Annotated in this window: 13 protein-coding genes; 5 read left to right on the top strand and 8 right to left on the bottom strand. The window is 55.5% G+C overall.

Translation table 11 applies throughout. The features are described from left to right. Positions 1–390: 390 nt before the first annotated feature. The 8 genes from lpdA to TH5_RS14615 form a co-directional block, all read right to left on the bottom strand. Positions 391–1797 carry a dihydrolipoyl dehydrogenase gene (lpdA, locus tag TH5_RS14650; RefSeq protein WP_114122441.1) on the bottom strand — a complete coding sequence of 469 codons (1407 nt, stop codon included), beginning with the start codon at positions 1795–1797 and terminating at the stop codon, positions 391–393. A 24-nt stretch (positions 1798–1821) separates the two neighbouring features. Then, a complete protein-coding gene (gene odhB, locus TH5_RS14645) occupies positions 1822–3114 on the bottom strand; it encodes a 2-oxoglutarate dehydrogenase complex dihydrolipoyllysine-residue succinyltransferase (RefSeq protein ID WP_114122440.1) in 1293 nt (430 codons plus the stop codon). A gap of 104 nt (positions 3115–3218) precedes the next feature. Then, positions 3219–6131 (bottom strand): 2-oxoglutarate dehydrogenase E1 component, encoded by a 2913-nt coding sequence (locus TH5_RS14640; RefSeq protein WP_114122439.1) that lies wholly within the window; start codon positions 6129–6131, stop codon positions 3219–3221. Between the two features lie 69 nt (positions 6132–6200). After that, positions 6201–7076: a succinate--CoA ligase subunit alpha gene (gene sucD / locus TH5_RS14635; RefSeq protein ID WP_097051357.1), complete on the bottom strand. Its 876-nt coding sequence runs from the start codon at positions 7074–7076 to the stop codon at positions 6201–6203. Between the two features lie 2 nt (positions 7077–7078). Then, complete coding sequence (gene sucC / locus TH5_RS14630) at positions 7079–8308, bottom strand: ADP-forming succinate--CoA ligase subunit beta (RefSeq protein ID WP_258547382.1); 1230 nt, start codon at positions 8306–8308, stop codon at positions 7079–7081. 137 nt (positions 8309–8445) lie between these two features. Next, positions 8446–9396 (bottom strand): malate dehydrogenase, encoded by a 951-nt coding sequence (mdh, locus tag TH5_RS14625; RefSeq protein WP_007089203.1) that lies wholly within the window; start codon positions 9394–9396, stop codon positions 8446–8448. Positions 9397–9968: 572 nt separating this feature from the next. Then, a complete protein-coding gene (gene zapE / locus TH5_RS14620; protein ID WP_114122438.1) occupies positions 9969–11093 on the bottom strand; it encodes a cell division protein ZapE in 1125 nt (374 codons plus the stop codon). Between the two features lie 137 nt (positions 11094–11230). Further along, the gene (locus TH5_RS14615) at positions 11231–12307 is read right to left on the bottom strand and encodes a LacI family DNA-binding transcriptional regulator (RefSeq protein ID WP_084716590.1); all 1077 of its coding nucleotides are present in this window, start codon (positions 12305–12307) and stop codon (positions 11231–11233) included. 168 nt (positions 12308–12475) lie between these two features. Here TH5_RS14615 and TH5_RS14610 point away from each other — a divergent pair, with 168 nt between their 5' ends. The 5 genes from TH5_RS14610 to iolG all read left to right on the top strand — a co-directional run bounded on the left by TH5_RS14610 (position 12476) and on the right by iolG (position 17366). Next, positions 12476–13495 carry a sugar ABC transporter substrate-binding protein gene (locus TH5_RS14610; RefSeq protein ID WP_114122437.1) on the top strand — a complete coding sequence of 340 codons (1020 nt, stop codon included), beginning with the start codon at positions 12476–12478 and terminating at the stop codon, positions 13493–13495. A gap of 115 nt (positions 13496–13610) precedes the next feature. Further along, a complete protein-coding gene (locus TH5_RS14605; RefSeq protein ID WP_037990454.1) occupies positions 13611–14576 on the top strand; it encodes an ABC transporter permease in 966 nt (321 codons plus the stop codon). 17 nt (positions 14577–14593) lie between these two features. After that, a complete protein-coding gene (locus TH5_RS14600; RefSeq protein ID WP_022731365.1) occupies positions 14594–15370 on the top strand; it encodes an ATP-binding cassette domain-containing protein in 777 nt (258 codons plus the stop codon). Beyond that, a complete protein-coding gene (locus TH5_RS14595) occupies positions 15370–16344 on the top strand; it encodes an ABC transporter permease (protein ID WP_114122436.1) in 975 nt (324 codons plus the stop codon). The genes TH5_RS14600 and TH5_RS14595 overlap by 1 nt, the downstream gene beginning before the upstream one ends. Positions 16345–16367: 23 nt before the next feature. Then, positions 16368–17366, top strand: a complete 999-nt coding sequence (gene iolG, locus TH5_RS14590) for an inositol 2-dehydrogenase (protein ID WP_208638454.1) — start codon at positions 16368–16370, stop codon at positions 17364–17366. Positions 17367–17368 lie beyond the last annotated feature (2 nt).

Here is a 17368-nt window from a genome sequence, read left to right as displayed (position 1 = left end):
CGTTTTGCATGCTGGAGGCAGCGTAGGGCAGTGGCGGAGCGCTGCGGGGCAGAGCTGACTGGGGGCTGACGGGGCGAGGCATGGCAATTGTGACGTGGCGGTGCTGCGGGCGAGGGGAGCGTCATGGACCGGGCAGCAGAACCCACCCTCCGTCACACCCGCGAAGGCGGGTGTCCATGCTTTGGCAGGTTGGGTCTGTCGGGTTCGGATAAGAGCGCGCATATCGGCAACTGTGCGTTGCCGGACGGTTGTCTGGATTCCCGCCTTCGCGGGAATGACGGTTAGGGGAGTTTATGGGGGCGGTTAAGGGAGCGGGCTGGAACGTCGGGCACAAAAAACGGCCGCCCCATTGGAGCGGCCGTTTGTGGGATTGGGTTGCCCCGGATCTTGTTACATGTGGATCGCGCGTTTGTCGGCGTCCAGGGCGGCTTCCTTGACGGATTCGCCAAGGGCCGGGTGGGCGTGACAGGTGCGTGCGATGTCTTCGGCAGAGGCGCCGTATTCCATCGCAAGGACCACTTCGGCAATCAGATCACCCGCAGCCGGGCCGACAATATGTGCGCCGACGACGCGGTGCGTTTTATTGTCTTCGATGATCTTCACGAAGCCCTCGGTGCTTTCCATTGCCTTGGCACGACCGTTGGCGGTGAAGGGGAATTTGCCGACCTTGTAGTCAACGCCTTCTTCCTTCAACTGTTCTTCGGTCTTGCCGACAGTGGCAACTTCCGGCCAGGTGTAAACAACACCCGGGACCTTGCCGTAATCGACATGGCCTTCTTCGCCTGCCAGCATTTCGGCAAGGGCGACACCGTCTTCCTCGGCCTTGTGGGCGAGCATCGGACCGGCAATCGCATCGCCAATCGCAAAGATGCCCTGCACGTTGGTCTGGAAGTGTTCGTCGGTTTTAACGCGACCGCGTTCGTCAAGTTCGACGCCTGCCTTGTCAAGGCCAAGGCCTTTGACAAACGGACGGCGACCAATGGCGACCAGAACGACGTCAGCCTTGATTTCCTCGGCATCGCCGCCCTTGGACGGTTCAACCGTGAGGGTCACGCCAGACTTGCCCGATTTCGCACCGGTGACCTTGTGGCCCAGTTTGAAGTCGAGGCCCTGTTTGGCGAAGATGCGCTGGGTCTGTTTGACCAGTTCGCCATCCATGCCCGGCAGGATGCGGTCGAGATATTCGATCACGGTGACTTCGGAACCAAGCCGACGCCAGACCGAACCCAATTCCAGACCGATCACGCCTGCGCCAATGACGACCATCTTTTTCGGCACTTTCGGAAGAACCAGCGCGCCGGTCGAGGAGACGATGTTTTTTTCGTCAATTTCGACACCCGGCAGCGGGGTGACTTCCGAACCCGTGGCGATCACGATGTTCTTGGCATTCAGGGTTTCTTCGCCGCCATCCAGAAGGGCAACCTTGACCGTGGTCGGCGAGGTGATTTCGCCGGCACCCTTGACGTAGGTGACCTTGTTCTTCTTGAACAGGAATTCAATGCCCTTGACATTGCTGTCAACGACCTTGTCCTTGCGGGCCATCATCTTTTCGAGATTGACCTTCGGCTTGGAGACTTCGATGCCGTGGGTATCGAAATGCTCGGTCGCCTCTTCGAAGAGGTGGGACGAATGAAGCAGGGCCTTGGACGGGATGCAGCCTACATTGAGGCAGGTACCGCCAAGGGTGCCGCGTTTTTCAACGCAGGCAACCTTGAGACCAAGCTGTGCGGCGCGGATGGCGCAAACGTAACCGCCAGGACCGCCACCGATCACGACAACGTCGTAGTTCTCACTCATGAGTTCTTTGATCCTTTTGTCTGATCAGATGTCGAGCAGGATGCGTTCCGGGTTCTCGATGCATTCCTTGACGCGTACCAGGAAGGAAACGGCTTCGCGGCCGTCAATGATACGGTGGTCATAGGACAGTGCGAGATACATCATCGGACGGATTTCGACCTTGCCGTCGATCGCGACCGGGCGCATCTGGGTTTTGTGCATGCCGAGGATACCGGACTGCGGCGCATTCAGGATCGGAGATGACAGGAGCGAGCCAAACACGCCACCATTCGAGATGGTGAACGAGCCGCCGGTCATTTCATCCATGCCCAGTTTGCCGTCACGCGCACGTTTGCCGAAATCGACAATGGTGCTTTCGAGGTCGGCAAAGGTTTTCTTTTCAGCCGAACGGATCACCGGAACAACCAGACCCTGCGGGGTACCAACGGCAACGCCGATATCGCAGTAGTTCTTGTAGATGAAGCTGTTGCCATCAATCTCGGCATTGACCGCCGGCCATTCGTTCAGTGCGGTGGTGCAGGCCTTGATGAAGAAGGACATGAAGCCGAGCTTCACACCGTGTTTCTTTTCAAAGCCGTCCTTGTACTGATTACGGCAAGCCAGAAGGTTGGTCATGTCCACTTCGTTATAAGTGGTCAGCATGGCCGCGGTGTTCTGGGCTTCTTTCAGGCGGCGCGCGATGGTCTGGCGCAGCTTGGACATTTTGACGCGTTCTTCGCCTTCGCGCAGTTCGCGTTCCGGCTTCGGAGCAGCAGGTGCTGCCGGTGCAGCCGCAGCCGCGCGCGGAGCCGATCCACCACCTTCGAGGAAGTTCAGAACGTCGCCCTTGGTCAGGCGGCCGTCTTTGCCGGTTGCCGGAATTTTCGACGGATCGAGATTTTTGTCTTCGACCAGTTTGCGAACGGCAGGCGGCAGCGGATGATCGGTATTGGCCGAGGTCGAAGCCGCCGGTGCGCTTGCTGCCGGGGCAGCAGCCGGTTTGGCTTCTTCTTTTTTCGGTTCTTCTTTCTTCGGTTCTTCTTTTTTAGATTCTTCTGGGGCTTCGGCTTTTTCTTCCTTGGCCGGAGCAGCGCCTTCGGCACCTTCCTTGATCATGGCGATCAGGGCGCCGACTTCGACTTCGTCACCTTCGCCGGCAACCAGTTCGACAATCGCACCAGCGACCGGTGCGTTGACTTCGACGGTAACCTTGTCGGTTTCAAGTTCGACAATCGGTTCATCGGCTGCAACTGCATCACCGACTTTTTTGTACCATTTCGCAATTGTTGCTTCGGTAACAGACTCGCCCAGCGTGGGAACTTTAACTTCAGTCGCCATTTTTTCCTCGACCGTTTTTTCTATCAGACAGTTTGGGCCTGCCCGAATACGAATGAATTCTGAATGTGCGGGCAGACGGGCGGTTTCCCGCCCGTCTGGTAAAGTTATTTTACGCTCAGCGCGGCATCTACCAGTTCGGCCTGTTCGCGCAGGTGAGCCTTGAGCAAGCCCGTTGCCGGGGACGCGGCAGCCTTGCGACCGACATAGATCGGGCGGCTGGCCTTGTGTTTGATTTCAGACAGCACGCCTTCGATACGACGATCGACGAAGTACCACGAACCCATGTTTTCGGGTTCTTCCTGACACCAGACCACATCGGCATTCGGATATTTGGCAAGTTCTTCTGCCAGTTCCTTGGCCGGCCACGGATAGAGCTGTTCGACGCGCACCAGGGCAACATCGTCAATCCCGCGGTTTTCGCGTTCAGCGAGCAGATCGTAATAGACCTTGCCCGCAGACAGGACGACGCGTTTGACCTTTTTGGCATCAGTCAGCTTGCCGGTTTCGCCGATCACGGACTGGAAGATGGTCCCCGGTCCGAAGTCGGACAGCGGCGAGACCGCCTGTTTGTGACGCAGAAGCGATTTCGGCGTCATCAGGATCAGCGGCTTGCGGAACGAGCGGCGGATCTGGCGGCGCAGGATGTGGTAATAGTTTGCAGGGGTCGTGACGTTGGCCACCTGCATGTTGTTTTCACCACAAAGCTGCAGATACCGTTCCAGACGGGCGGAACTGTGTTCCGGACCCTGACCTTCGTACCCGTGCGGCAACAGCATCACCAGACCGGACATGCGCAGCCATTTGGCTTCGCCCGAACTGATGAACTGGTCGATGATGACCTGTGCACCGTTGGCAAAATCACCGAACTGGGCTTCCCACAGAACCAGCGAATGCGGTTCGGCAAGGGTGATGCCATATTCGAAGCCCAGAACACCGGCTTCGGACAGGGGCGAGTTGAGGACTTCAAGCTCGGCCTGGCCGGTACGGATGTTGTTGAGCGGGGTGTATTTTGCCTCGTTGGTCTGATCGACCAGTTTTGCGTGACGCTGCGAGAAGGTGCCGCGCTGGCAATCCTGACCGGACAGACGCACCGGAGTGCCTTCGCACATCAGGGTGCCGAATGCGAGGGCTTCACCGGTTGCCCAGTCAATGCCTTCGCCGGTTTCGAACATCTTGGCCTTGGCCTTGAGCTGGCGCAGGATTTTCTTGTTGATGTCATAGTCGCTGGGCGGGGTCGAAAGAGCCCGGCCAACTTCCTGCAACAAGTCGTTTTCCACACCGGTCTGACCGGTCCAGTCTGCATCTTCGCCGTGCGAGGATGCGAGGCCCGACCATTTGCCTTCAAGCCAGTCTGCCTTGTTCGGGCGGTAGGCTTCGGAGGCCTTGAATTCATCGTCAAGGTAGTTCTGGAATTTCTGATCCAGTTCCTTGACGCGTTCTTCGGTCAGAAGACCTTCCTTGACCAGTTTCTGCGCATAGATGTCCTTGGTGGTCGGGTGTTTGCCGATCACGTCATACATCTTGGGCTGGGTGAAGGCCGGTTCGTCGCTTTCGTTGTGACCAAAGCGGCGATAGCAGAACATGTCGATCACGACGTCCTGTTTGAATTCCTGACGGAATTCGGTCGCGATGCGTGCGGCGTGAACCACGGCTTCGGGGTCGTCACCATTGACATGGATGATCGGCGCCTGAACGACCTTGGCAATATCCGAGCAGTAAGGCGAGGAGCGCGAATCGGACGGCTTGGTGGTGAAACCGATCTGGTTGTTGACGACAAAGTGGATCGTACCGCCGGTACGATAGCCTTTGAGGTGCGACAGATCGAAGGTTTCAGCAACAAGACCCTGACCGGCAAAGGCCGCATCCCCGTGAAGGAGGATACCCATGACCTGTTCGCGTGCCGTGTCCTTGCGCTGTGCCTGTTTGGCGCGGACCTTACCCAGAACGACGGTGTTTACCGCTTCGAGGTGGGACGGGTTCGCAGTCAGCGACAGGTGAACAACGTTGCCGTCAAATTCACGGTCAGCGGACGTTCCAAGGTGATATTTAACGTCACCCGAGCCCATCACGTCGTCTGGCTTGGACGGGTTGCCCATGAATTCCGAGAAGATCGCCTGGAACGGCTTGTTCAGAACGTTCGCCAGAACGTTCAGACGACCACGGTGCGGCATGCCGAACACGACCTCGCGGATGCCAAGCTGGCTGCCGCGTTTAAGGATCTGTTCGAGAGCCGGCATCAGGGCTTCGCCACCGTCGATGCCGAAACGCTTGGTGCCGACATATTTGGTGTGCAGATAGTTTTCGAAACCTTCGGCTTCGACCAGGCGCTCAAGGATGGCTTCCTTGCCGCGCGCAGTGAACTGCGTCTGGTTGCCGATGCTTTCGACGCGCTGCTGAATCCAGGATTTCTGTTCAGGTTCCTGAATATGCATGAATTCGATGCCGATCGAGCCGCAATAGGTTTTGCGGGCCAGCGATACGATCTGGCGAATGGTTGCCGTTTCAAGGCCAAGAACATTGGCGATGTAGATCGGGCGATCCATGTCGGCTTCGGTGAAGCCATAGGTTTTCGGATCGAGTTCCGGGTGCGGATCACGCGGGGCCAGGCCCAGCGGATCAAGGTTCGCTTCGAGATGGCCGCGCACGCGATAGGAGCGGATCAGCATCAGGGCGCGAATGGAATCATGTGCCGCGGCACGGATGGCGTCGGAACTGACCGGCGCACCCTGTGGTGCCGCATGAGCCGCCGGTGCGTAGCCGCCATTGGCGGGACGTTCGGCGTGACCCTGGGAGACGTCGTATCCTTCCATACCGCCAACAACCTTGGTTTCCCGCGGCTGCCAGCTGGGTCCCTGCATTTCGGCAAGGAGATCGGAAGCGTCGTCCTGCAACCCGTCAAAAAACTCAGCCCAGCTCTGATCAACCGCAGACGGGTTGCTCTGATACCGGGCATAAAGTTCAGCGATATAAGTTGCGTTCGACTCGTTCAGAATCGTGTCGATATCTTGAGGTTTCATTTGTGGTCTTGGAAGGCATGGTCCCGAAAGAGACCACGCCTCCCCCTGCCTTTCCTCTGACTACCCTGATTACCCTTTCAAAGCCTTGAGCATGGTCGAGCCAAGGCTTGCCGGGGAATCGGCAACAAGAATACCAGCGCTGCGCATTGCTTCCATTTTCGCATCCGCAGTGCCCTTACCGCCGGAGATGATCGCACCGGCATGGCCCATGCGTTTACCCGGAGGCGCGGTTACACCAGCAATAAAGCCGGCAACCGGTTTTTTGACTTTGGAAGCCTGCAGGAATTCACATGCTTCTTCTTCGGCAGAACCACCGATCTCACCGATCATGATGATGCCTTCGGTTTCCGGATCCTTCAGGAACAGGTCGAGGCAATCGATGAAGTTGGTGCCGTTGACCGGGTCACCACCGATACCAATACAGGTCGACTGACCCAGGCCAGCGGCCGTGGTCTGTGCGACTGCTTCGTAGGTCAGCGTACCGGAACGTGAAACGATACCGATTTTGCCGCGACGGTGAATGTGGCCCGGCATGATGCCGATCTTGCATTCGTCAGGCGTGATGACGCCCGGGCAGTTCGGGCCGATCAGACGGGTTTTCGAACCCGAAAGGGCGCGCTTGACGCGAACCATGTCGGCAACCGGAATGCCTTCGGTGATGCAGACAGCCAGTTCGACTTTGGCGTCGATGGCTTCGAGAATTGCATCAGCCGCGAAGGGCGGCGGAACATAGATGACCGATGCGTTGGCACCGGTAACATGGACCGCTTCGTCAACGGTGTTGAAGACCGGCAGGTCAAGGTGCTTGGTGCCGCCTTTACCCGGGGTCACGCCGCCAACCATTTTGGTGCCATAGGCAATTGCCTGTTCGCTGTGGAAGGTACCCTGCGAACCGGTGAAACCCTGGCAGATAACTTTGGTGTTTTTATCGACGAGAACAGCCATAGTTACGCGGCCTCCTTCACAGCTTTGACCACCTTTTCGGCGGCATCGGCAAGGTTGTCGGCCGAAACAATCGGCAGACCCGATTCTTCGAGGATTTTCTTGCCAAGTTCGACATTGGTGCCTTCGAGGCGAACGACCAGCGGAACGTTCAGGCTGACTTCGCGGGCTGCTGCCACAACGCCGTCTGCGATCACGTCACAACGCATGATGCCGCCAAAGATGTTGACCAGGATGCCTTCGACATTCGGGTCAGACAGGATCAGTTTGAACGCGGTTGTAACGCGTTCCTTGGTGGCCCCGCCGCCAACGTCGAGGAAGTTTGCCGGTGCGCCGCCATAAAGCTTGATGATGTCCATGGTTGCCATGGCAAGGCCTGCGCCGTTGACCATGCAGCCGATGGTGCCATCGAGCTTGATGTAGTTGAGGCTGTGTTTTGCAGCTTCGAGTTCGGCCGGGTTTTCTTCGTCTTCGTCGCGCAGTTCTTCGATGTCCGGATGACGGAACAGCGCGTTGTCGTCGAAGTTCATTTTGCAATCGAGCGCGATGATGTCGCCGTCGCCGGTAACGACCAGCGGGTTGATTTCAACCATGGCAGCATCGGTTTCGAGGAAGCAGTTATACATGGCGGTCATGAATTTGACGGCCTTGGAAACCTGTTTGCCTTCGAGACCCAGCGCGAATGCCAGTTTGCGACCATGGAAGCCCGAGAAGCCGGCAGCCGGATCGATGTCAACGGTGACGATCTTTTCCGGGGTTGCTTCGGCAACTTCTTCGATGTCCATGCCGCCTTCGGTGGAGGCCATGAAGATCACGCGCGAAGTGGCACGGTCAACAAGCAGCGAAAGGTAAAGTTCGCGTGCGATGTCGCAGCCTTCTTCGATATAGACGCGTTTGACTTCCTTGCCATCCGGGCCGGTCTGGTGGGTGACCAGAGTGGCGCCGAGCATCTGACCGGCATTGGTGCCGACTTCCTCGACGCTTTTGACGACGCGAACGCCGCCTTTATCGCCAGCGGTTGCTTCCTTGAAGGTGCCTTTACCGCGGCCACCTGCATGGATCTGCGATTTCACCACGTAAACCGGACCAGCCAGGGACTGGGCAGCTTCGGTGGCTTCCTGAGCGGTGTAGGCAACCTTGCCGTTCGGCACGGTCACACCGTATTTGCGAAGAATTTCTTTCGCCTGGTACTCATGAATATTCATGTTCGGTCGCTTTCTTGCCTTCCGTACGATTTCCTGTGGGTCAGAAATCGTGGTTTCAATGTCCCTGTCAAAAAGGGGACGTTGTTGCGAGGCCCGCGTTCATTGACGTTATAATAACGACAATGAATGAAAAACGGGCCGGTCACTGACCAGCCCGCTTCGCGATCTTAGAGCATGCCCTTGGCAGCTTCGACGAGGCCGCGAACTGCGTTCACGGAATTGTCGAAGTTTGCCTTTTCGGACTCGTCGAGATTGATTTCGACGATGCGTTCAACACCGCCTGCGCCCAGAACAACCGGGACGCCGACATAAAGGCCGTCAACGCCGTATTCGCCGCTAAGGTAGGCAGCAACCGGCATGACGCGTTTCTGGTCTTTCAGGTAGCTTTCCGCCATCGCGATTGCCGAAGCAGCCGGGGCGTAGAAAGCGGAACCGGTTTTCAGAAGAGCGACGATCTCGGCGCCACCGTCACGGGTGCGCTGAACGATCTGGTCGATCTTTTCCTGGGTGGTCCAGCCCATTTTGATCAGGTCGGGAACCGGGATGCCGGCAACGGTCGAATAACGGATCGACGGAACCATGGTATCGCCGTGACCGCCAAGAACGAAGGCGGTGACATCCTTGACCGATACATTGAATTCTTCGGCGAGGAAGTAACGGAAGCGTGCAGAGTCCAGAACGCCAGCCATACCGACAACTTTCTTCGGATCGAAGCCGGTTGCCTGCTGCATCACCCAGACCATCGCATCAAGCGGGTTGGTGATGACGATGACGAATGCGTCCGGGGCATGTTCCTTGATGCCCTGACCAACCTGGGTCATGACCTTGGTATTGATGCCGATGAGGTCATCACGGCTCATACCCGGTTTGCGGGCCACACCGGCAGTCACGATAACGACATCAGCGCCTGCGATGTCTTTATAGTCACTGGTGCCCTTGAGGTCGGCATCAAACATGTCGACGGGGGAGGATTCAGCAATGTCGAGAGACTTGCCCTGTGGCATGCCATCAACGATGTCGAAAAGGACGACGTCGCCAAGCTCTTTCAGGCCGACGAGGTGGGCCAGAGTACCACCAATATTGCCGGCACCGACGAGCGCGATCTTGTTGCGGGCCATTCCGTTACCTTCTTCCCTATTGCGCTTCCTGGGGGTCGAAACTCAACTTGGGAGCGCGATTGAAAATTTAAACCTGCGAACGCGAAAGAATCGTTCGTAAACACCGAGTGTCGTAAACTGATTCGGCCGCTTTTACAAGGGGAAACGCCGCTGTTTTCACGAGGAAAACCGCCGGTTCCCGGTTTGTTGCAACTATTGTCTAAACGCTTAAAAACCAATCATGTTGCAGATGCGAATAAATGCAAATCGGCAGCAAAACCAAAGCCTGTTTGCGCCTTGGCGCTGCCTAAAGGAAAGGCACAACACGCTTTTGCCGCGAATTGCGGCGCATGATCTTATCTTTTGACGTCCAGCCTTGCAGGAAACGGCCATCTGCCATGCGGCAGGCGGTGCATAAGGAAATGGTGCTTTAGGCAGATTCTGCATTTTTGGAAAGGCAAATGCGCGCCCCACGCAAGAATCGGCATGCCAACCCTCACCTGATGGTGATTTTTTGTGCCGAAATTAAACCTGTGTGGGTGGAGTCGTTTTTGAGGGGTTCAAATTCGCCCGACGCGTACCCGGTCGGGGGGTTACGTCAGATGCGGCATGTCGAGATATTCCTGACTGCGCATTTCGGTCAGGCGCGACACGGTGCGCTGGAATTCAAATGAATAATCGCCGTCGGTATAGATTTCCGACGGATCGCATTCAATCGCACAGATCAGCTTGGTTTTATGTTCATACATCGCATCGACCAGCGTTCCGAACCGTTTGGCCCAGTCGCGCCGCGAGTCCGGCAGTTTCGGGATCAGGTCAATGACGATGGTGTGGAAATGGGTGGCAATCGCGATGTAGTCACCCGGTCCGAGCGGCTTGGTGCAAAGCTCGTCAAAGGTGAAGCGCGCCACACCGGCCCCGGCGGCGGAAATTTCGATCTTGCGGCCCTTGTTGGTCAGGCTGTCGGGGGCGACGCGGGCACCTTCGGTGACGGTTGCGAACATCTCGTCGATCTTGGCTTTCGCATCGGGCCCGGCCGGGAACAGGAACACATCGGCCGCCGTCAGGTTGCGCATGCGGTAATCGGTCGGGCTTGCGAGTTCGAGCACATCAAGTTTCTGTTTGATCATGTCGATGAAGGGCAGGAAGTTCTGGCGTTGCAGGCCGTCCTTGTAAAGATCATCGGGCATGCGGTTGGATGTGGTGACAATCACCACGCCATGATCGAAAAGCTGTTCGAACAGGCGGCCCAAAATCATCGCATCGGTGATGTCGGTGACCTGCATTTCATCAAAACACAGAAGCCACGCATCATTGGCCAGATCCTTTGCGATCGGCGGGATCGGGTCGGCATCGTCCTTTGATTTGGTTTTGCGGAACCGGTGCATGCGGTCATGCACATCCTGCATGAAATCGTGGAAATGCACCCGGCGTTTGCGATCCACCTGCACGGTTTCGTAGAACAAATCCATCAGCATGGATTTGCCGCGTCCGACTTCGCCGTAAATATAAAGGCCCTGCGGTGGTTGGGGTTCTTCGCGGCGGCGTGTCAGGCCAAACCGTTCGCGCCAGCCGCCCGAACCGGTTTGCGGTTCATAATGGTTCAGCGCCTTGAACAGGCTTTGCAGTTTTTCCGCACAGAGTTCCTGCATGGGATCATGGGACAGTTCGCCCGCTGTGATTTTCGCGCGGTAACGTGAAAGCGGGCCGTCGGACATCAAGGATCTCGTCATGCAGTGAAAGGGAATAAGGAGGCAAAGTCATAGCGCCAAGCAGCTTTGCAATGCAACATGCTGATGTGACATAGGTGTTTGCGCCATGTGCAGAAGTGTCCCCGTGCCGCAAAAGATGACATTCAGAAGCAGTTATATTTCGTGAAAATGCGAACCGGCATTGACGGAATGTTTGGGAGGTCCTGTTTCTTGAGGCTTGCGCGCAAGCATTCGATACTGAAGCTGATTTCCCGATCCAGGTCGTGACCGATTACAAAATCCATTCCGCCTGTTTCGAGAAGGATTCTGGAGTTACTGTTAAGTTCGTGGCCAATAAACGTCACTTCGCCACTAAGCCCCTCATCACGTAAAGCTTCCGCGATCCCCGTATTGCCACCTGCGACATTATAAATGCCGCCAGGGGGGCCGTGATCACGAATATAATTTCGGACGTTCCTGTAGGAATATTCGAAATCATCATTGCTGCTGACGCGCTCTTCTACCGTCAGGGATGGGTATTCTGAGCGAAGAACCCGTCTGAAGCCCAGTTCACGTTCTTCCTGGCAACGATACGGGGCGCTAATGACAAGCAAAACTCTGCTGTTGGAAGAACTGATCGATGTTCCCATGAGGCATGCTGCCGTCGAACCTGCTCCGGTTTGATCGTTGCCGATATAGGCTATTCGCCGGGAATTCGGCAGATCGGTTGTAACACATACGACAGGCACGCCGCGCGCTGATACTGCACGAACGGCTCGATTGATTATCAAGTCTTCGCGCGCGACCAAAACCAGACCGTCGACATCCTGTGAAATTCGCTCGATCTGTTGGGCAAACTGTACGGGTTTAACTTCTGTCGTCAGAACAGAATAGAAGGATAGTTCAAGGTTGGGGTAAGCAGCCTGATAGGCATTAACACCTTCCCTCAGCGACTGATTGAATGCTGCGCCAGAGTCCGAGAGAAACGCGATTTTCAAGCAGGATGAAGCGTCAGTTGGGCTTTCAATCGTCAGAGATGAGAGGGCATCAAGCACCCGTTTGCGTGTGACTTCGCGTACGCCGGGTCTTTCATTCAGAACCCGGTCAACGGTTGCTGTGCTGCAGCCCGAAGCGCGTGCGATTTCGGTGATCGTGGGAGATCGCCAATTGCCTCGTTCATCAAAAATGTCGGTCGCATCAATTTTATCAGCCATTTGATGGATTATTCCTGAAACTAACATCACGTCAATGTGAATATCGATTCGATATAGCGTGGGACCAAATATCGGCTCTATTTTGATGTGATTTCAATCAAAATAGAGCGATTTTCTGATTATTTGATTTTTAAAGATGTGTTTTGATGTCTTCGTTATCCATCAATAAAAATCAAATATCGGGAGGATACCAACATGAAAAAGGTTATAAATGCGCTGGCAGCGTGTGCCATGCTGGCAATGGCAGCACCGCAAACAGCAACGGCCCAAGAGTCCGAAAACAACTATCGCTTTGTTATGGTGTCGCATATCGGATCAAACGATCCGAATATGAAATGGCTGACGCTCTCGCTTGAGGAGTTCGAGAAAAAGTATCCGAACGTCAAAACGGAATATATCTCGACCAATAACTACTCGGTTCAGGAGCATGTGCGACTGCTTGAACAGGTAATTGCCACGAAGCCGGACGGCATCGCGGTGCCCATTGTCAGTACCGATGCGTTTGAAGTGCCACTGCGCAAAGCAATTGAACAGGGCATCCCGGTTGTTGCTTTCAACATTCCGGATCCCCGCCCGGAAGGCGAACGTATTCCCTATCTTACCTATGTCGGTGGTGATGAATATCTTACCGGCAAGAAGCTGGGCGAATATGCGCTTTCCCGAGCCGACCTGCCGGCCCCCAAACGCGTAGTTTGCGCAACTCATGACTCCGCCCATCAGGGGCTGAAGGCCCGTTGTGCCGGCATGAAGGATGCCATGGAGGCCGCCGGGGCAGAGTTTGAGGAGCTGTTTATTTCCGCAGAGCCAGCGACTGCACGCAATACCTTGCAGTCATATCTTCAGGCCAACCCTGACACCAACTACATTTTCACTGTTGCAAGCTGGTCTGCTCCCTGGGCCTGGGGTGTTGCAAACGATATGGGGCTTTCTCCTGATGTCGATGACAAGGGCGTGACCATCATTACGGTGGATGCGAGCCCGGTTGCCTTGGCTGGTATTAAGGCGGGGCATGTTCTGGCGACCAACAGTCAGGGCTTCTGGTTGCAGGGCTATGCGCCAATGGAATGGCTCTATTGGAAGCATGAACTGGGGTATGAGCCGCAGTCTGATATCCTGACCGGCCCGATCGTTGTCGACATCGAGAACATTGATCACTGGGAAGGCTTGGTACGCAATATTTTCGGCGATGCGTACGACGAACAGAACACCTGGTAACCGAGCATGATAGCGCCGGACCGAAACTGCCAGCTCGTGCCGTTTCGGTCCGGATGATGCCCGATACGTGTGTTCGAATGTCCAGCCACAGGTAATGTGCCGAAAGTAAGTTTCCATGTTTTTTCCGACCTCTCTTTCTCGCGGTGCCGGTTTTGGTGCTGTCGTCGGTGTCGCGTTAATGCTGTCCGTCTTTACGGTCATTGATTTTGACGGCTGGTGGACAGTTCAGACCGTCACCAACGTGCTGCACTTTGCCTCGATATTGGGGTTGATCGCGATGGGCCAGGCATTGGTCATCATGTCCAAGGAAATCGATCTGTCTGTTGGATCGGTTTATGGCCTTGCGGGTATCGCCTTCATCACATTGCAACCCGGCCTCGGTGTTCCGGGCGCGATTGTTGCGGCACTTCTGATTTCGGCATTGATCGGTTTTCTTCAGGCAATGGCCGTACTGAAAGGCGCCCTGCCGTCGATGATTGTCACGCTGGGTGGTTTGTTTACTGTCCGCGGGATCATTTATGTCTGGACGGGCGGTTCGGTCCGCGCATTTCCGGAAGAAGCCAGATCACATTGGATCACCCGAATGCTGGGTGGGGAGTTTCTGGGGCTTGAAGCCTCGCTTTTCTGGCTGCTTGTGCTTCTTGCAATTCTAAGCGTTCTGCTATGGAGAACGAAGTTCGGGAACCATTTGCTGGCGGCTGGCGGTGATCTCGACAGCGCCAAATCCCAAGGTGTTCAAACAGACAGGACCAAAACGATCGCCTTTGTGATCTGTTCGCTGCTTGCCGGTTTTGCCGGGATTGTGACCCTTGCAGACCGTCCTCAAACCCATGTCACACTCGGAGAATTGCTGGAGCTGGAGGCAATCGCCGCAGCCGTTATTGGCGGCTGTCTTCTATCGGGGGGGCGCGGGTCCTTGCTTGGTGCCGTTCTTGGCGCGCTGATCGTTGTGAGTTTCCGATATGAGCTGATTGCGCTGGGCGCTCCATCCTCGTGGTTCATGACCTTTGTCGGGATCGTTTTGATTATCGCCGTCATTTTCAACCAGAAACTGGCGCGCGCGGCCGGACATAGTCTGTGACCGGGAAGGAGGAAACAATGAACAAACAAACACCCCTTATCCAGATCAAGAATCTGGACCTTCATTTCGGTGCTTTTCACGCACTTAAAAATGTGTCCGTAGACTTTCATGCAGGGGAATTGGTGGGGCTTGTCGGGGACAATGGTGCGGGTAAAACCACATTGATCCGTGTCCTTTGCGGTATCCACACCCCTTCTGCCGGTGAAGTTTATTTCGATGGAACCCGTGTGAAGACGTTTCATCCAAAACTGGCCATAGATCAGGGAATTGAAACAATCCAGCAGTCCGTCGGGCTTTGCGACAACCTGTCCATTGCACGCAACTTTTATCTTGGGCGAGAGCCTGTGAAACGGTTCTGCGGTTTGCCGCTGCTTGATTTTGCGAAGATGCGCGAGATGAGCGGCAGAGTGATAAGGCAATTCGGTCTTCGTGAAAATGTCTCGGTTGATGATGAGGTCGAACGCCTGTCAGGTGGGGAACGTCAGTCGGTCAAAATTGGCCGGGCCGTGGAATTCAAGAACCGTGTTGTGATCATGGATGAGCCGACAAACCATCTTTCGGTCCGCGAACGCGAGCATGTCAACGAACTGGCGCTTCAATTGCGCGATCAAGGGTTGTTGGTGATCTATATCACCCACGACATCTTTCAGGTCCACAGGCTGGCTGATCGTATCGTGATTATGGAGAACGGCGAAAAAATAGAAGACGCATCCACTGAGACAATGTCTGCCGAGGCACTGGAGGAAGTCATTCGCCAGGGTGGGCGCATTGTCGAAAAACGGGATGCGGTCTGATGCTGAAGAGCGAAATCAAACGTCTCGTAAGGCGTCATACCGAGATCGGTATTCTGGTCATTTCCCTGTGTCTGGTGTTGCTGTTTACCCTTACGTCCGAGGGACGATGGGCCAATGCCTATAATATTGGCACCATCCTTCAGGTAACTGCCACGTTGGGGTTGATGACGCTTGGCGTTGCGCTGGTGATCGGAACGGGTGAGATCGATATTTCGGTGGGATCAACCTTTGGCATAGGTGCCCTGATTTATCTGTGGTTTGCCGTGCGCATTGATCCTGTCTTTGCCGCGCTTCTTGCCATCGGCGCAGGTGCTTTGATCGGGGCCTTCAATGGCATTTTGGTAACCCGTACCAAAACCCCGTCGCTGATCATCACGCTTGGTTCTCTGATGATCTTCAGGGGGCTGGCAATTGCGCTGACAGACGGATTTTCATTCTCGGTCCCTTACAAGGAGCGGGATGGATTTTCGTACTCCGTTCTTGGGGGAACCGAGTTCCTAGGCATCAATACCGGGTTCTACTGGTTGGTGGCCGGACTGGCAGTTTTGCTGATTGCTCTGAAAATGACGCCTTGGGGTAATCGGCTTCTGGCTGTCGGGGGCTCCGCCGCCAGCGCACATTCGCGCGGTGTTCGTGTCGAACGCATAAAACTCTCGGCTTTTATTGTTTGTGGTGTGCTTGCCGCCTTTGCCGGGACCCTCGAGGCCAGCAAGCTTGGCTTCGCCGATGGCTCCATGGGCCGATTGATGGAACTTCAGGCAATTGCGGCCTGCGTGCTTGGCGGATGTGTTCTTGCTGGTGGTCGCATATCGCTGCCCGGAGCTGTTTTGGGCGCGTTCGTGTTGTCTTCGGTTCAATCCTATCTCGTGGTGACCGGTGTTCGCCCGCAATGGTTCATTTTTCTTCTTGGCCTGATTGTTGTTTTTGCAGCACTGGGCGACCGAACACTGCGCCGTTGGTCTTTGAAAAACTAATCTCAACTCGGAAATCTAAAAACATGACGGACAAAATTTATAATATTGCGCTTTTGGGCGCAGGCCGAATTGGGCAGGTGCATGCTGCAAATATCGCCGCCCATCCCTTATCAAGGTTGTCCATTGTCGTGGACCCGCAGGAAGGGATTGCCCGGCAACTTGCAGAAGCTTACGGGGCCTCGGTACGTTCTTTGGAAGATGCCCTGTCGAGCAGCGATATTGATGCAATCGTAATCGCCTCGGCTACCAGCACGCATGCGGATTTAATTGAACGCGGGATACGCGCGGGCAAAGCAGTGTTTTGCGAAAAACCGGTTGATCTGTCCATCAGTCGCGTGAATGCCACGCTTGAGGCGATCAAAGGACAGGAAAACAGGCTCTTTGTCGCATTTAATCGCAGGTTTGATCCGGCAGTCGCGGAATTGAAACGCCGGCTTGATGCGGGGGTGATTGGTGATCTGGAACTGGTCACCGTTGTTTCAAAGGATCCGGGTGCGTTGCCCATCGACTATATCAAAGTATCGGGTGGTATGTTCCGCGATATGACAATTCACGATTTCGATATGGCACGCTTCATTCTGGGCGAAGAGCCGGTACGTGTGACTGCTCTGGCATCGACGCTAACGGACCCTGCTATCAAGGCGGAGGGTGACATTGATACGGCATCTGTAACCTTGCAGACAGCCAGCGGTAAAATTGCCGTCATCACCAATTCGCGGCGTGCGTCCTTTGGATACGATCAACGTGTCGAGGCCCACGGTTCGCTTGGTACCTTGCGCACGGAGAATGTCCCCAAAACCATGCTTGTGCAGGAACGTGAGGACGGCGTTACACGTGAAAAGCCACTGTTCTTTTTCCTTGAACGCTATGCGGAATCCTATGCCGAAGAATGGAAAGAATTTGTCCGTGTTCTGAAGGGCGAAGTTGCGCCGGCACCATCCGGTGAAGATGGGCGCAAAGCTTTGCTGCTTGCCGAGGCGGCCTATCAGTCTCTTGAAACCGGTCGCACCATTGCGCTTTGAAT

This window comes from Thalassospira xianhensis MCCC 1A02616 (assembly GCF_003326475.1).
Classification (GTDB): domain Bacteria; phylum Pseudomonadota; class Alphaproteobacteria; order Rhodospirillales; family Thalassospiraceae; genus Thalassospira; species Thalassospira xianhensis.
This window is presented reverse-complemented; position numbering and strand designations above follow the sequence as displayed.

What these genes read in the sequence shown, in the direction of transcription:
- iolG (WP_208638454.1), top strand. Translation starts at nt 16,368, where the DNA reads ATGACGGACAAAATTTATAATATTGCGCTTTTGGGCGCAGGCCGAATT.
- TH5_RS14640 (WP_114122439.1), bottom strand. Translation starts at nt 6,131, where the DNA reads ATGAAACCTCAAGATATCGACACGATTCTGAACGAGTCGAACGCAACT.
- TH5_RS14615 (WP_084716590.1), bottom strand. Translation starts at nt 12,307, where the DNA reads ATGTTAGTTTCAGGAATAATCCATCAAATGGCTGATAAAATTGATGCG.
- odhB (WP_114122440.1), bottom strand. Translation starts at nt 3,114, where the DNA reads ATGGCGACTGAAGTTAAAGTTCCCACGCTGGGCGAGTCTGTTACCGAA.
- TH5_RS14605 (WP_037990454.1), top strand. Translation starts at nt 13,611, where the DNA reads ATGTTTTTTCCGACCTCTCTTTCTCGCGGTGCCGGTTTTGGTGCTGTC.
- TH5_RS14595 (WP_114122436.1), top strand. Translation starts at nt 15,370, where the DNA reads ATGCTGAAGAGCGAAATCAAACGTCTCGTAAGGCGTCATACCGAGATC.
- TH5_RS14610 (WP_114122437.1), top strand. Translation starts at nt 12,476, where the DNA reads ATGAAAAAGGTTATAAATGCGCTGGCAGCGTGTGCCATGCTGGCAATG.
- TH5_RS14600 (WP_022731365.1), top strand. Translation starts at nt 14,594, where the DNA reads ATGAACAAACAAACACCCCTTATCCAGATCAAGAATCTGGACCTTCAT.
- sucD (WP_097051357.1), bottom strand. Translation starts at nt 7,076, where the DNA reads ATGGCTGTTCTCGTCGATAAAAACACCAAAGTTATCTGCCAGGGTTTC.
- lpdA (WP_114122441.1), bottom strand. Translation starts at nt 1,797, where the DNA reads ATGAGTGAGAACTACGACGTTGTCGTGATCGGTGGCGGTCCTGGCGGT.
- zapE (WP_114122438.1), bottom strand. Translation starts at nt 11,093, where the DNA reads ATGTCCGACGGCCCGCTTTCACGTTACCGCGCGAAAATCACAGCGGGC.
- mdh (WP_007089203.1), bottom strand. Translation starts at nt 9,396, where the DNA reads ATGGCCCGCAACAAGATCGCGCTCGTCGGTGCCGGCAATATTGGTGGT.